At 65.7% G+C, this 14,618-nt stretch carries 12 protein-coding genes; 6 read left to right on the top strand and 6 right to left on the bottom strand.

Translation table 11 applies throughout. The annotated features are described in order from the left end of the window. Positions 1 to 67 precede the first annotated feature (67 nt). Both DMP23_RS02470 and DMP23_RS02465 read left to right on the top strand, forming a co-directional pair. Complete coding sequence (locus tag DMP23_RS02470; RefSeq protein ID WP_037815060.1) at positions 68 to 664, top strand: GNAT family N-acetyltransferase; 597 nt, start codon at positions 68 to 70, stop codon at positions 662 to 664. A 49-nt stretch (positions 665 to 713) separates the two neighbouring features. Continuing rightward, positions 714 to 1,085: a VOC family protein gene (locus tag DMP23_RS02465; RefSeq protein WP_337820036.1), complete on the top strand. Its 372-nt coding sequence runs from the start codon at positions 714 to 716 to the stop codon at positions 1,083 to 1,085. Here DMP23_RS02465 and DMP23_RS02460 read toward each other — a convergent pair. Next, positions 974 to 2,197 (bottom strand): cytochrome P450, encoded by a 1,224-nt coding sequence (locus DMP23_RS02460; RefSeq protein WP_337820035.1) that lies wholly within the window; start codon positions 2,195 to 2,197, stop codon positions 974 to 976. The genes DMP23_RS02465 and DMP23_RS02460 overlap by 112 nt on opposite strands. A gap of 313 nt (positions 2,198 to 2,510) precedes the next feature. Here DMP23_RS02460 and DMP23_RS02455 point away from each other — a divergent pair, with 313 nt between their 5' ends. After that, positions 2,511 to 4,010 carry an MFS transporter gene (locus tag DMP23_RS02455; RefSeq protein WP_337820034.1) on the top strand — a complete coding sequence of 500 codons (1,500 nt, stop codon included), beginning with the start codon at positions 2,511 to 2,513 and terminating at the stop codon, positions 4,008 to 4,010. A gap of 27 nt (positions 4,011 to 4,037) precedes the next feature. Here the strand turns inward: DMP23_RS02455 and DMP23_RS02450 are convergent, their stop codons facing one another. From DMP23_RS02450 to DMP23_RS02440, 3 genes are all read right to left on the bottom strand, one after another. After that, positions 4,038 to 5,039 carry an Lrp/AsnC family transcriptional regulator gene (locus tag DMP23_RS02450; protein ID WP_337820033.1) on the bottom strand — a complete coding sequence of 334 codons (1,002 nt, stop codon included), beginning with the start codon at positions 5,037 to 5,039 and terminating at the stop codon, positions 4,038 to 4,040. Between the two features lie 215 nt (positions 5,040 to 5,254). After that, positions 5,255 to 6,358 (bottom strand): LLM class flavin-dependent oxidoreductase, encoded by a 1,104-nt coding sequence (locus tag DMP23_RS02445; protein ID WP_337820032.1) that lies wholly within the window; start codon positions 6,356 to 6,358, stop codon positions 5,255 to 5,257. Positions 6,359 to 6,457: 99 nt separating this feature from the next. After that, on the bottom strand, positions 6,458 to 7,657 hold the full coding sequence (locus tag DMP23_RS02440) for an aminotransferase class V-fold PLP-dependent enzyme (protein WP_337820031.1): 1,200 nt from the start codon (positions 7,655 to 7,657) through the stop codon (positions 6,458 to 6,460). A 633-nt stretch (positions 7,658 to 8,290) separates the two neighbouring features. On the opposite strand from DMP23_RS02440, the gene DMP23_RS02435 reads away from it, so the two are divergent. Next, positions 8,291 to 9,310 carry an isopenicillin N synthase family dioxygenase gene (locus DMP23_RS02435; protein ID WP_337820030.1) on the top strand — a complete coding sequence of 340 codons (1,020 nt, stop codon included), beginning with the start codon at positions 8,291 to 8,293 and terminating at the stop codon, positions 9,308 to 9,310. Between the two features lie 58 nt (positions 9,311 to 9,368). Here the strand turns inward: DMP23_RS02435 and DMP23_RS02430 are convergent, their stop codons facing one another. Both DMP23_RS02430 and asnB read right to left on the bottom strand, forming a co-directional pair. Beyond that, positions 9,369 to 9,881, bottom strand: a complete 513-nt coding sequence (locus DMP23_RS02430) for a nuclear transport factor 2 family protein (protein WP_337820029.1) — start codon at positions 9,879 to 9,881, stop codon at positions 9,369 to 9,371. A 6-nt stretch (positions 9,882 to 9,887) separates the two neighbouring features. After that, positions 9,888 to 11,756, bottom strand: coding sequence for an asparagine synthase (glutamine-hydrolyzing) (gene asnB / locus DMP23_RS02425; protein WP_443111327.1), 1,869 nt, complete (start codon positions 11,754 to 11,756; stop codon positions 9,888 to 9,890). A 664-nt stretch (positions 11,757 to 12,420) separates the two neighbouring features. On the opposite strand from asnB, the gene DMP23_RS02420 reads away from it, so the two are divergent. Together DMP23_RS02420 and thpD are read left to right on the top strand one after the other, a co-directional pair. Then, positions 12,421 to 13,410, top strand: coding sequence for a ParB/RepB/Spo0J family partition protein (locus tag DMP23_RS02420; protein WP_337820027.1), 990 nt, complete (start codon positions 12,421 to 12,423; stop codon positions 13,408 to 13,410). 220 nt (positions 13,411 to 13,630) lie between these two features. After that, the gene (gene thpD / locus DMP23_RS02415; RefSeq protein WP_337820026.1) at positions 13,631 to 14,515 is read left to right on the top strand and encodes an ectoine hydroxylase; all 885 of its coding nucleotides are present in this window, start codon (positions 13,631 to 13,633) and stop codon (positions 14,513 to 14,515) included. Positions 14,516 to 14,618 lie beyond the last annotated feature (103 nt).

The raw sequence follows: 14,618 nt of genomic DNA, 5'->3' as shown, positions 1-14,618 counted from the left end.
GAATGCGTCTCGGCGGCCCGGGTCCGGCGCCGTCGCCCCGTGGCGGGTCGACGAGGTCGGACGGAAGGTGCGGCTGCGCGAGGTCCGCCCCGGCGACCAGCGCACCCTCGCCGGATTCGACCGGGACTCGGTCCGGGCGCGCGATCCGCAGGTCGGCGGCTACCGGCACTGGGCGACGCACCGCGGCCACTCCTCCCCGGACGGCTTCCACTTCGCGATCGAGACCCTGCACAACCGGACGCTGGTCGGCTCCGTGTGGGTCGAAACGGACCCGTTCTCCGGCCGGTTCAGCTACGGCGTCGGCATCGGCCCGCAGCACCGCCGCTGCGGTTACGCCGCCGACGCGGTCGCGCTGCTGCTGGCGTTCATGTTCGAACGGTGCCGGTACCGGGCGTGCGAGGTGAGCGTCAACGGCAGCAACTTCGCCTCGCTGGCGCTGCACGGCGAGCTGGGCTTCCGGGAAGAGGGCCGGCTCCGCGACGCCGAGTTGCTGCGCGGGGAGGTCAAGTACCCCGTTCTGATGAGCATCACCGCCGAACAGTTCGCGGAGCGTCACGTCGCGCTGGAAGCTCGCGACTCCGGCCGGTCCTCGTCGCGCGGACGGCACTGGCGAGTCCAACGCCCCGGACGGCACCGCCGCATCGCCTACTCCGCCGGCAGCTAGCTCCCCTTTCTCCAAGACCCCGGCCCGGCGGATCTGCGACGCTCACCGGGTGATCAAACGCATCATCGCCTACTCCGAAGGCATCGACGACGCCGCGACCCGCGACTTCTACGTCCACGTCCTCGGACTCGACGTCGCCATGGACCGTCCCGCGCTCGGCCTCCGCAGCAGCGACAACCCGGCCGCGCAGGTGCTCGTCCTCCCGCCCGGAAGCACCGACCCCGTCCCTCGCTGGGGCATCGATCTCGGCACCCCCGAGGCAGTCGACGCAGCCCACGCCGAGTCGGTCCGGCGCGGGCTGCGGGTGGTTTATCCGTTGACCGACGAATCATGGGGCGTGCGACGGTTTTTCGTCGAGGATCCGGGCGGCAATGTGGTCAACGTGCTCGCCCACGTGACGGGCAGTTCGCGCACCGAGTAGAAGATCGCGTTCTCCTTGAACTCCAAGCGATCCAGCGGCACCGCTAGCGCCAGCGTCGGCACCCGCCGCCGCAACGTCGAGTACGCGACCTGCAACTCCACCCGCGCCAGCGGCGCACCCAGGCAGAGGTGCCGCCCGTAACCGAACGCGACGTGATGCCGGGCGGACCGGTGGAGGTCGAAGCGATCGGGATCCGGAAAGGCCAGCGGATCCCGGTTTGCCGTGCTCTTCACCGCGATGATGCCCTCGCCCGCGCGGATCACCTGCCCGCCGATTTCAAGATCCGCCAAGGCGACGCGACGCGCCTCGGTATGCGTGATCGACAAGTAGCGCAACAATTCCTCCACCGGATCCGCCGAATCGTGGAACTGCTCCGGATGCGCCAACAACACGGCTGTGCCTAACGCGATCATGGCCGCGGTGGTGTCGTGGCCCGCCACCAACAGAAGCTGCCCCAGCACCGCGATCTCGCGCGGAGCCATCGCGGGAGCCAGCTTGCCGAGCAAGCCCGGCCCGGCGGATTTCGTGCCAACGAGGTCTTCCAGATACGCATTCAGCTCTTCGCTGGCAGCCACGGCACGCGCCGGGTCCGGGTCGTCCATGACGAGCGTGTGAGCCACTCCCTGAAAGAAGTCGCGATCCGCGTAAGGGACGCCGAGCAGTTCGCAGATCACCAGCGAAGGCAGCGGCACCGCGAACGCCTCGACCAAATCGGCCGGATTCGGGCCCGCGAGCATTCCGTCAAGAAGGTCGTCCACCAACTCTTGAATACGCGGCCGCAACGCCGCCATTTTCCGGACGGTGAATTCCGAGGCGAGCATCCGCCGCTGAACGGTGTGCTCCGGCGGATCCATCTGCATCAACGTTTTCATCCGCGCGTCCCGGGCCTTGCTGACCGCGTTGGTGTGCGGAAAACCAGGCTGCGCGACATCGACGCTGACGCGCGGATCCGCAAGCACCGCACGGACATCGGCATACCGGGTGATCAGCCAGGGCTCGCTGCCGTCCCACAGCCGCACCCGCGACACCGGCGCCCGCGCCGTCAATCCGGGCGCGGGGGCGAAGGGGCATCCAGCCGCCCGCGCCATCGGGAAGGTTTCGCTGCCGGTCATGCCAGCTCCTCACGGTCGAGTGCGTTTCGGAGCTGAAGCATGGCTGCGCGAGGGAGCCCGGTAATCTGACAAAACGGACATGACCTGCGTCACAATACAGTGCTGGCGAGCGGGTGCGCTGGGGCTGGGCGAGCCACTAGGGCGAAAACGGGTCATCGAGTGCTTCTGAGATAACCGGATCCGCCACTTTGGGCGGTCACGTGGAATTCTCCGCCGATCTGCCTTTCAGAGGTGGAGGAACCACGTGGCGGCGGGGCATCCTGCTCGCCGTGAGATCCGATATCTCACCCTTTTGGCTGGTCAGGGGGAATCAATGCGCAAGTGGTGGCCGTTGGTGGGCGTGTGCCTCGGCACCTTCATGTTGTTGCTGGATCTGACGATCCTGTCCGTGGCGTTGCCCAGCGTCGCGGTGGGCCTGCACACCACGCTGGCCGGGTTGCAGTGGGTGCTGGACATCTACGCGCTCGCCTTGGCGGCTTTGGTGCTGGTGGGCGGGTCGGTGGCGGACATCGTGGGCCGGCGTCGGGTTTACCTGTACGGTCTCGGCGTTTTCGCGGTGGCCTCGCTGGCCTGCGGGTTGTCGACGTCAGTGGCTTTCCTGGTCACCGCTCGGGCGGTGCAGGGCATCGGTGCGGCAGCGATGTATGCCACGACGATCGCCTTGCTGGCAGAGCATTACACCGGCCGGGACCGCGGGACCGCCTTCGGCGTGTGGGGCGCGGTCAACGGCGTGGCCGGTGCCGCCGGTCCGCTGGTGGGCGGTCTGATCACCGAATACCTGAACTGGCGGTGGATCTTCGGAGTCAACATTCCGATCTGCCTCGTCGCCGTGCTGATCACCTTGCGCTGTCTGCACGAGACGGAAAAGCGGGCGCAGCGGAAGTTCGACATCCCTGGAATGGTTTCGTTCGCGGTGGCGGCCACCGCGATCGTCTACGGGTTGATCCTGGTCAACGGAACCGGCTGGACGGCGCCGAGCACGCTGCTGGTTTTCGCGGCGGCGGTGGTGGCCCTCGTCGTCTTCGTCGTCGTCGAACTGCGTTCGGAGGCGCCGTTCATCGATCTTCGCCTGCTCCGCAGCAAGGCGTTCAACATGATCATGGTGGCGACGTTGGTGCTGCAGGTCGCGGCATTCACCTACATGCCATTCACGTCGCTGTGGATCCAGTCGGTACTCGGCGCGGGTCCGATGCGGGGCGGGCTGGTCTTCGCGGCGCAGGGCGGCGGCGCGCTGGTGGCCTCTTTGCTGGCAGGCCGGTTCCTGCACGGGGTGGCACCGCGCTGGTCGGTCGGGTTCGGCGTGCTGATCGTCGGCTGTGGCGCGCTGCTGCAGGCAAGCATCGGCGCGGACGCCGATTCCTCGGCGGTGATCCTCGGGCTGGCAGTGTCCGGCATCGGGATCGGCCTCGGCACCCCGACCCTGGTCTCGGCCGCGGTGGCCGCGGTTCCGCCGAAGGACGCGGGAATGGCGGGCGGCGCGGTGAATACCCTCCGCCAGTTCGGTTATGCCCTCGGCGTCGCGGTACTGGGGCTCATTTTCGCCTCCGCGGTCCAGTCCTCGTTCGAGTCCTCGGGCTCGGTCGCCGACCCGCACGCCGCCGCGGAGAAACTCGCCAGCGGCGGGGCCGGCGAACTGCTGGCAGCCAACCGGGGCCTGACCGGGGCGGTCCAGCACGCGTTCGTCTCCGGCCTGAACACCATCTGCCTGGTCGCCGGGCTGCTCGGCGTGGTCGGCGGACTGCTGGTCCTCGTGTTCGGCGCGGTGCGCGCGAAGGACGACAAGGCCGCGCCGGAACCGGTGAAGACCACCTGACCGGAAGCCAGGGCCTCCCGCGCCGCTCTATCGGTGCCGGGAGGCCTTGGCGGTCCGGCCCAGGTCGCGGGCCGCTCCCGCGCTCTTGAGCGTCTGGAGCACGGGAGCGGTCTCCATGAGGTGGATCGCGTCGAGGGAACACACGCGTTCGGTGAGGTATTCGTGCAGGGCGTCGAGATCGCGGCACAGCGCGTGCACCACCAGATTGGTCGGCCCGGTAGTGGCGGCCACCACGGCTACCTCCGCGTGGCTCGCCAGCGTGTTCGCGACCTCGACCAGGTGCGAGGGCTTCACCGACAGCCAGAGCCAGGTTTCCGCGCTGTAGCCCATGGCGAATTCGTCGATCTCGATGTCGAAGAACACCACGCCGTGCCGGCGCAGGGCCTGCAGCCTGCGTTTGACGGTGGTCTCGGACCAACCGGTGGCCGCGGCCAGTTCGCTGTAGCCCATCCGGCCGTCCCGAGCCAGCTCGGCCAGCAACGGCGCGTCGGAGTCGGTCAGCTCGACATCGCCGCCCGTCTCCGCGTGGGCCGGGCGGATCTGCTCCTCCTGCGCCGGGGTGAGCGCAGTGGTGAGCGCGCGCCAGCCGGACGGTCCGCCGAAGTACATGTGCAGCAGGCAATGCGCCGAAACCGAAATGACTCGAGGAGTGCGCGGCAGTTCGCGCAGAAGCAGCGAGCCCTGCGCATTGCCCGGAACAGTGCGCACGGTGCACATGATCTCGGTGCCGCCGGAAATGAGCTGCACCCATGAAGTGTCGGACCGCCGCGCCAGCGCCTCGGCAACGGTTTTGGCGGCGTCCGGGGCCACCGACAGCCGCACCATCCATTCGATCTCCCCGGAACGGCGCGGCGCGGGAAGCCCGACGACCCGGAGAATCCCGGCCTCGCGCAGCTTCCGGTACCGCCGCGCGACAGTTTGCTGGGACACCTCGAGCATCGCCGCGACGCGGTTGAACGAGACCCGGCCGTCAAGATGCAGGGCATGGATCAGACCGCGATCCACCTCGTCCAGGATGACTTTCTCCATGGGACGATCTTAGTCCGGCGGTCGAAGCTGTTTTCGAAGCTTCCGAGTGAAGCCGCCAAAGTTTCCGGAAGGGCCCGACTGTATCGGAAAGGTTCTCCCGCCCAGCTGCGAAGGACGACATCCATGCCGATCTCGCGCCAGAAGGAGAGCCGGCGGAGCGTCTGCGGTGACAAACGCGCCGCCGGCTACAGTGCGAAAATTGGTAGTCGCGGCGACTATGAAACGAGCGGACGGACTTCCTCGGCGAGGAAGCGGAAAAAGCCGACCGGGTCAGGCTCATCGGGAGTGGGCTCGAGGATTACGGTATCGGCACCGGCCTCCGACCATTCCACGATGGTATCGGCGATGGCCCGCGCATCCCCGACAGCACTGAGACTGTCGCCGACGTCATGGCCCAGCCTTTTCGTTTCCGCCCCGGCTCGGTCAGCCGCGTCCGGTCCGGTCGCGGCGACCAGTTGGACCATGAACGAAAACTTTTCGCCGCTCCGCTCGCGCGCGGCCCGGCCTTCCTGAGTCAGCTCGATCGCTTGGGGCATTCCCTCCAAGGTCGTCCCGGTGACGACGCCGTCGGCGATTTCGCCGATCAGTCGCAGGCTGCGCGGCCCGAACGCGCCGGCCACCACTGCCGGCGTGGTCTCCGGCGACCAGTCGAGAGCGACGTTGTCCAGTTGGACATAACGGCCCTGCGTGGTGATGCGTTTCCCTGCGAGCAAATCCCGCAGAGCATCGAGGTATTCGCGCAGCAGGGTGAGCGGCGAACTGACTCGGGCTCCGACCTGGCCCATCCATTCCTGGTTGCCGTGGCCCACTCCCCAGATCGCACGCCCGGGGAATATTCTCTCCAGGGTCGCGATTTCCATTGCGGTAAGGGCCACATTGCGCAGCGGCACTGGGAGAACGCCGACGCCGATGCGAACGTGCTCGGACCAGGCGAGCGCCGCCGCGGCGGTCGATATACCGCCTTCGGCGAAGCAGTCTTCCGAAAGCCAGAGCTCCTCGAGGCCTGCCGCGTCTGCTACCTTCACCACCTCCCGAAGCAGTTCTGGGGGATTTTGCGGACGGAATACGACACCCATAGTTGTCATACCCTTATTGTTACCTTTCGGCATCGCTTCGGGCCAGCGAATATCGCCGTGATCGAGTACTGCGAATCGGTGAACATCCGAGGGATTTTTCTGCGGATCCGAACTTGCTCGCAGTTCAGTCTGGTCGCTCGCTCGCGGGGAAGCCGACTGCCTTGCCTCGACCGCATCGCGACCTCGCGCGGTGCGCGAAAGCATGGTCGCAGCGGCGGTCCTGCGGACCGACGAATCCAGCATCGCTGGTTCCCGGTCCTCGGCCCGGCGACCCAGGCGGGGTGCTGCCCGGGCCCGCCGCGCCGCTCTGCCGTGCGGCAGGCCGTTCCGAGTCGGGAGTTTTCAGGCTACTGCGGTCAATATGTCGACAACCTGACGAATGTGGTCTTTTGTCACATAAAGCGGCGCGAAGGCGAAGCGAATCAGGTCCGGCGGCCGGGAATCGACGTGCACTCCACGTTCGGCGAGTTCGTGTTCGACCCTCTCGGCATCCGGGACGCGTACTGCGAGATGCCCACCGCGGCGACGGGCATCTCGCGGCGAGACAAGCTGCCTCGCCAGATCCGGCCGACTTTCCTCGAGGCAAGCGAGGAAATAGTCGCTGAGTTCGCGACTTCGCCGGTAGAGCGCTTCGATGCCCGCCTCGAGCAGCGGATCGAGCGCGTGGTCCAACCCGGCGAGGCTGAGCACCGGCGGCGTTCCTGTGCGGGCTCGGTCTATCCCGTCGGCGGGCTCGAAGCCGGGGACCATCGTGAACGGCCTGGCATGGCCATGCCATCCAGCGAGCGGGAAGTCCACATCCGGCTGATGCCGGGCTGGCACGTAGGTGAAAGCGGGAGCTCCCGGTCCGCCGCCGAGATACTTGTAGCCGCAGCCGACGGCGAGGTCGACGTCATTGGCGTCGAGGTCGACCGGAAGCACGCCGGCGGCGTGGCTGAGATCCCACACCGAAATCGCCCCGGCGTGGTGGCACAGCGCGGTGGTCGCCCCGATGTCGCGACGTTCGCCGGTGCGGAAGTCCACGGGCGAGGTGAGCGCGGCTGCTACCTGATCGCCGTGGTCGCGCAAACGGATGTCCAGGTCCGCGCGGGGGACGGCGACCAAGTCTCGGTCAAGCAGTCGCGCCACGGACGCCGCGATGTACAGGTCGGTGGGAAACGACTCTTGTTCGGCAAGCAGCACTGGCCGGTCCGAGCGCAAGCGGCACGCCGCCACGAGGACGTTGAACAATGTCGTCGACGTTGTTTCCCCCGCGACAACGACTTGTCCTGGTGCGGCGCCCAGCAGCGCGCCCAGCTTGTCGCCGATCGTGCGCGGAAGCTCCAGCCAGCCCTCGTGGAACCAGCCCCGCACCTGAAGGGGCGCCCACTGCCCGGAAACCAGGCGTTCCAGCGCGGGAACCAAGTTGTGCCGCGGCGCGCCGAGCGAATTGCCGTTCAGGTGAATCCGGCCGTCCAAGGCGTACTCATCCAGGCAAGAGGACAGCGGGTCGATCTTTTCGCGACGCGAGCCCTCGTCTCCGAGCTTGGGCTGAATCGTCATTCCTGGTTCTCCTTTTCGTTGTTCGCTTGAAAACGTGCCCCCGTACCTGGTTCGATGCGGGGCGGCGTTATGCGGGGGGGGCGAATCTACGAGTGCTCTGCTTCGCCGGAGAATAGTCTTCAGCGGTGTGTTGCGCCACGAGTCCTGAGGCGGAGCTGCTTGCTGATTATTCTCGCGAGGCTTCCTGTTTCGCAGTGGTCGAGCCGATATTTCGATGATCGACTTGAGTGGCCCTTGAGTTGTGCTTGAGCAGGATCCAGTAATTTCGTCGGTCCTATTTTCTCTCCGCGGCCAGGTCTGAGGTGACTGCGGTCGCGGAATAGAGTGGCGAGCATCCACGCCTGAAGCGGACCAAGTCGCTTCCTTCCCGACGCGACGGTCGTCGCCGGGGTGGCCTCCTGGTTGACACGAAGGGTCGCCGGTACTTACTCTCGATCAAGTCCTGCTCCGAATCAGGGCATGCAGTATCGTGATCGTCAGCTCTGGGGTGCCGAGACAAATCGGCGAAAAACATCCATGGTCGTTTCCGGCTGGTTTTCGAGCGGTCGAATTGTGTAAGGAACTGACGATGACGAGTGTTGCGTGTGATCGGCGGCGGATCGTTGGTGCGCGTTCCTGGTTTGACAAGGGTGTATGAGAAAGGGACTCATTGTGCAGCAGAAATCGGTCACCATGGTCGACGGTTACGTGCCGGTCATCGACATCTCGCCCCGCGGCGGCGCGGAGGGCCGCAGCGCTTTGGCGGCCGCGATCGGCAAAGCTTGCGAAACGTCAGGTTTCTTCGTCATCGTGAACCACGGCGTGCCGCAGGAGCTCATCGACCGGACGTGCGCGGTGACCAACGAGTTCTTCCGGCTGCCGAGCGAGGAAAAGGACCTGATCGCTCATCGGCCCGGCGCGTCCGGCTTCCGCAGGTCCGGCGGCAAGGTGGCGCGAAGCATCGACCAGAAGACCCCGCCTGACCTGTGCGAAACGTTCGCCGCGCATTCCACTGGCGAGCTCAGCGAACAGGAACGCGCGAAGCTGGGCGACTACCGGGCGACCTGGAAGCTGGCCAACATCTGGCCGGAGCGTCCGGCCGGTTTCAAGGATACCTGGCACGAGTACATGGCCGCGCTCGAAGGGTTGTCTTGCGACCTCATGCGCTTGTTCGCCCTCGCGCTCGGCCTGGACGAGAACTTCTACGACGACAAGTTCGATCGCCACGTGTCCGCACTTGTCGCCAACTACTACTACCCGCAGCACGAGAAGCCGCTGCCCGGGCAGCTGCGGAAGGGCGCTCACACCGATTTCGGCAGCCTGACCGTCCTGTACCAGGAGGATAACCTGGGCGGGCTCCAGGTCCTTCAAGGAGAGGACGATTGGCGTGATGTCCGGGCCATCCCGGGCAGCTTCGTGGTGAATGTCGGCGACCTGATCTCCCTGTGGACCGGGGGGCGATGGGTGTCGACCATGCATCGAGTGGTCAATCCAGAGCAAGGAAACACCTCGTCCCGGCTGTCCTTGCCCTTCTTCTATCAGCCTAACCACGATGCCCGCGTAGAGCCGCTGCGTCCGCTCGCGGCGGCGGACGACGACAGCCGCTTCGACAGTGTGATCGCCGGGGAATGGGTGGCGATGAAGATGAGCAAGCTGTTCGAAACCGCACATTGACTGTTTGGGAGGGCTGATGCGGCCCGCGGCCCGCATCAGCCCTCCCGGCATTCCCGGGTCAACGCCGTGCGGCCCCCGGCTGCACGGCGTTCGCGACTGCATAACTGTCCTCGAGGAAGAGATAGCGGTTGATCCGGCCGCCGACGACGGTGATCCGGACGACGAACTGGCTTTCGATGGGCTTGCCGGTGGCGCGCACGACGGAGCGCAGCCGGCCGGCGATCACAGCCTCCTGGCCGTCGACGAAGACCTGCTCCACTTCGAAGAGTTCCTGAATCACGTACCTGCTCATCGCGCGGAAGAAATCAGCGACCTCGGCCGGTGTACGGCGGTGCCCTAGCCACGGAACGATGTGTGCGGCACCAGGGATCTGCCAGTCCACATCTTCCGCGAACAAGTCGTCGAGCCCGTCGAGATCGGCTTTGGCCAGTCGCGTGAACAGTTCATCGACGACTGCGCGGGTACTCAGGGACAAGGTTTCCTCCGGCTCGGTAGTGGTGGTGGGCAGAGGGTCGGCGCAGCGGAACGCGCGCGGGCACGGCGGGCGGTCCTTGCCGAGGACCGCCCGCACTTGCTGTTACACCAACTGGTCGTAGGACACGTCATAGGCACTGATCCAGTTGTTGAGCCGGATCGGGGTCTCCGCGAGCAGGATTCGCTCGAACATCGAAGCCGGCTGTGTCACCGGCCGGTTCGCTTGCGCCCGGCAGGACTCGACATCGAGCAACGGAAGAGCCGGCGAATCCGGGTCGGTCACGATCTTGCCCAGTTCTTGGTTGATCGCTTCGTCGTACGCCACGTCCTGGGTGGACGGATACGGTGCTTTGCGCCGCCTCCGGATCGACTCGGGAAGCAGGTCTTGTGCCGCCGCTCGCAGGAGGCTCTTCTCACGGCCGTCGAATGTCTTCATCGCCCACGGCGTGCCGAACACGTATTCCACGAGCCGGTGATCGCAGAAGGGCACGCGAACCTCCAGGCCGTTCGCCATGCTCATCCGGTCTTTGCGGTCCAACAGCTGGGGCATCCAGCGGGTGATGTTGAGGTAGTTGTCGTTCCGCATGCGGCGTTCGAATTCGGACTGTTCCGGCGGATGGGGCACCTCGGCCAATGCGGTGTGGTACTGGTCGGCGACGTATTCGGGCAGGTCCAGCTCTTTGACGAGCTCAGGGTGGAAGAACCGGGTGGACAGGTCCGCGGGGGAGTCGCTGGCGAGAGCGTGCCACGAGAAAGTGTCCGCTTGCACCGCGTGCGGCTGATGACTCCACAAGTACCCGCCGAAGACCTCATCGGCTGATTCGCCGGACAGCGCGACCGTGGAATGTTCGCGGATAGCCTTGAAGAGGAGATACAATGAAGGGTCGTGGTCGCCGAGCCCGTACGGCAGGTCCCAAGCACGAAGAACTTCCTCTCGGACCGAGGGACGCACCAGATCAGCATTGTTGAGCAGAATGGTGGTGTGCTCGGTCCCGGCGTGTGAGGCCAGTTCGGCGGCGTAGGGGCTGTCGGGAGCTTCGCGCAGCAGCTCGGGTTCGAAATTGCTGGTGTATCCGACGAAGTCGACCGAAAACGCGCGGACCTTGCCCTCGCCGCGCGTATTCGCGGTGCGTTGCGCCAACGCGGTGATGATGCTCGAGTCCAGTCCTCCGGACAACAGCGTGCACAGCGGCACGTCGGAGATCATCTGCCTGGTCATAATGTCGTCGAGAAGCTCGCGGACAGTGGCGATCGTCGTGGGCAGATCGTCCGTGTGCGGCTTGCCGGTCAGCGACCAGTAACGCTGCTCGACCAGAGTGTTCTTGCGCACGCGCACGAGATGCCCAGGCTTGACTTCATGCATGCCGCGCAGCGGTGTCTGGCCCGGCACGCGCAGAAAGGAGATCGCGTCGCGCAGGCCGTCCAACGTGATTTCCGCCGAGCTCAGAGGATTCGCGAGAACGGCCTTGGGCTCCGAACCGAACAGGACTCCGTCGGGCGTCGGGTAGTAGAACAAGGGTTTCACGCCGAGCCGGTCGCGCACCAGCAGCAGTTCCTGGGCACGGTTGTCCCAGAGCGCGAATGCGAACATGCCGTTGAGGCGTTCCACGAACCCGTGCCCCCACTGCAGGTAGGCGCGCAGCACTACCTCGGTGTCGCTGCGCGTGTGGAACCGATGTCCGTGCCCGGCGAGTTCGTCGCGGAGTTCGGCGAAGTTGTACACCTCGCCGCTGTAGCTCAGCACCGCCAGCGGGTCGCCGTCGCTTGTCGTTTCCGCACTGGACATAGGCTGCCGCCCGCCGGGGAGGTCGATGACGGCAAGCCGGCGATGGCCCAGCGCCACCCGCGGACGGATCCACACCCCCGCCGCGTCCGGGCCGCGGCATGCCATCGTGGCGACCATGCTCTCGACGGTTTCCTCACGTTGCGTGAGGTCGCGCTGAAAATCCACCCACCCAGTGATTCCGCACATGAAATACCTTCCAAGATAATAAAACGGATTTCTGTTGCCCGGCCTGCTGGCGATAGCCGGAAGCGGCAGGCACGCTCGATTGACCTTGTTAGCACAAGTGTCGTCAGGGCGGAACAGCGGACTGCGACGCAAGGTCGGTTTCCCGGCCGGTGTACACGCAGGCGATGCGCTGTCGGGCGCTCGCCGATCGCTGGAGCAGGAACCTGTCTTGCGGTTCGACGATCTGGCTGTTGACGCGGCTGGGGCGCCTCGTCTAGTGGAATGGTCGGTGTGACGCAACAGTCGCAGGATCACACAATCGGAGCATTCGTGGTCAGTTTCGGGTGGATCGTCGATCGCTTGTCCGCGCGCAATTTTGCGCGAGGTCGCACTTTCTCGGCCGCGAGTTGCGTCGATCAGCTTCCTGCCGTTGCGATTCTACGAAATCCGTAGCGCATGTCCCGTTGTGCTGGTGAGGTATCCGGACTGCGAGAGGCTATCGCGACGAATGGGACCTGCGATCATCGAGCTGGTAGACTCGTGATCGACACGATGCGGCACCGCTCGACGGGGGTTGTATGTGCCAACCTGGGGGCAAGTCGCTGCTGAACACGATTAGACCGAGTTCGATCGTTACTGCGTGCGTGGGGGAACGGTGGGCGACGTTACCAATGTTGAGTCATCTATGGAGGATGTGCGTTTTTCGTCGGCGCAAATTCGTGGTTTTCCTTCCTGTTCCAAGGTAGTGCAATGTGAGATCTCCGACGTGCTGCCCGCGGGTTCTTCGCCGCGCAGTGCTGCGCTAGATGCCGCGCACATGCAAAAACTGTGCGAATCGGAGGCGGCGCTTCCTCCGATTGTAGTGCATCGGGAGACGATGCGGGTTGTCGACGGCTGGCATCGGCTGCACGCTGCCAAGTTGCGCGGGGAAACGACAATCGCGGCGGTGTTCTTCAACGGCACTTTCGAAGAGGCGTTCGTGCTGGCAGTGAAACTGAACTCGGCGCACGGGCTTCCGCTGTCCCTCGCCGACCGGAAGGCGGCCGCGGACCGTATCCTTTCGTGGTATCCGGACTGGTCGGACCGGTCCATCGCCGCCGTTGCCGGGATCTCGCACACCACCGTCGCCGCTATCCGCAGCCGGTCGACTGGCAAATCTGGCCAGTCGACCGGCCGGATAGCGCGCAACGGGGTGGTGTACAGATCCAAGGTGCCGCAGGGGCGCAGGCGTGCTGCCGAGCTGTTCGTCGCCGACCCGGGCGCGTCGGCGCGAAAGGTGGCCCAGGCGGCGGGCATCTCTACGACGACGGCCAAAGACGTGAGAAAAAGGCTGCGGGCGGGGGAGGACCCGGCGGCGTCGCGCGGGGGCGCCGGCGGTGACGCGTCAGCGGGCGAGCATGCCGGGAAGCTGCCGGTGCCTCGCCAACGGACCGTCGGCACCGCCGAGATGCTGGACCGGCTGCGCCGGGACCCTTCGTTGCGCTTCACCGATTTTGGGCGGAAGCTGCTGCACTGGCTGGAGAGTCCGCTCGGCGATCACATCGACTGGGACGCTGTGGTCAGCAGGCTCCCGAGCCACTGCACCAGGAGTATCGCCGAGATCGCCCGGCAGCGTTCGAAGGATTGGCAGCAACTGGCGGAATTGATCGACCGTGACCTCGACGTCACGGGTTGAGGGCGGGTACCCGCAGAGGACCTTGGATGCGTGGGTGACCAGGCGGAGTGGTCGATCGTGCGGGGTGGGATATTTTCGCGGGACGCGCCCCGTTCCTGGGAATTGACCGGATGACGTGCGCAAAATGTGTTGGCTTCACCGGATTACTGGCGAACAATTCGCGAAGAAAACGGAAACTGTTCGTGGCTCACTGTTAACCACTGGTGAGGAGAAGAACACTGTGACGACTTTGGCCGAAAGACGGATCGACCGGTACCGGACCCGGGTCGACGGGCCCGCGCCGCTGGTCGGGAGGACCGACCCCGCAGTGTGGGGGAAGACCGACTCTCCCATGCTGAGGCGTTTCGACGCGGACGGCTACACGATTATCGACGAACTGCTGAGCCCTGCCGAAGCGGCGGACCTCGTTTCCGAAATCGAGCGGCTGGAAAGCGATCCCGACCTCCGGTGCGACGAGCGGGTGGTCATCGAGAAGAAATCGGACCGGGTCCGGTCGATCTTCGAGGTCCACCGGATCAGCCCGTCCATCGAAAAGCTGGTGCGCGACGAGCGCGTGGCCGGCCTGGCGCGGCAGGTCCTGGGATCGGAGGTCTACCTCCATCAGAGCCGGGTGAACTACATGCCCGGCTTCGACGGAGCCGGGTTCTACTGGCACTCGGACTTCGAGACCTGGCATGCCGAGGACGGGATGCCGTTGCCGAGGGCGGTGAGCCTTTCGATCGCGTTGACCGAGAACCTCCCGTACAACGGCAGTCTGATGGTGATACCCGGTTCGCATCGCGTCTTCGTGCCGTGCCGGGGGGAGACCCCGGACGAGCACTACCGGGAATCACTGCGGGAACAGCGGATCGGTGTGCCGTCGGAGGAGCACGTCGCTGAATTGGCCAGTGGCCGGGGCATCGCCCAGTTCACCGGTAGGCCAGGGTCGGCGCTGCTGTTCGACTCGAACGTGATGCACGGTTCGGCCAACAACATCACGCCGTTCCGGCGCTCTAACGTCTTCCTGGTGTTCAACAGCGTGGAGAACGTGTTGGGAGCGCCTTACGCGGCCTCCGCTCCGCGCCCGGCGCATATCGCGGCGCGGGACTTCACTCCGGTGCGGTGACGAGGGTGTGCCGGACCGCGGCGAGTTCGGTCAGCCGGGACGATCGGCGGCGAGCGGGATGTCGAGGCGAATACGCGGCCGGTCATTCCGGGCGGGGCGGACC

Source organism: Amycolatopsis sp. A1MSW2902 (assembly GCF_017312175.1).
Classification (GTDB): Bacteria; Actinomycetota; Actinomycetes; order Mycobacteriales; family Pseudonocardiaceae; genus Amycolatopsis; species Amycolatopsis nivea.
Note: the sequence above shows the minus strand (reverse complement) of the source record. Positions and strands in the feature narration are given on the sequence as shown.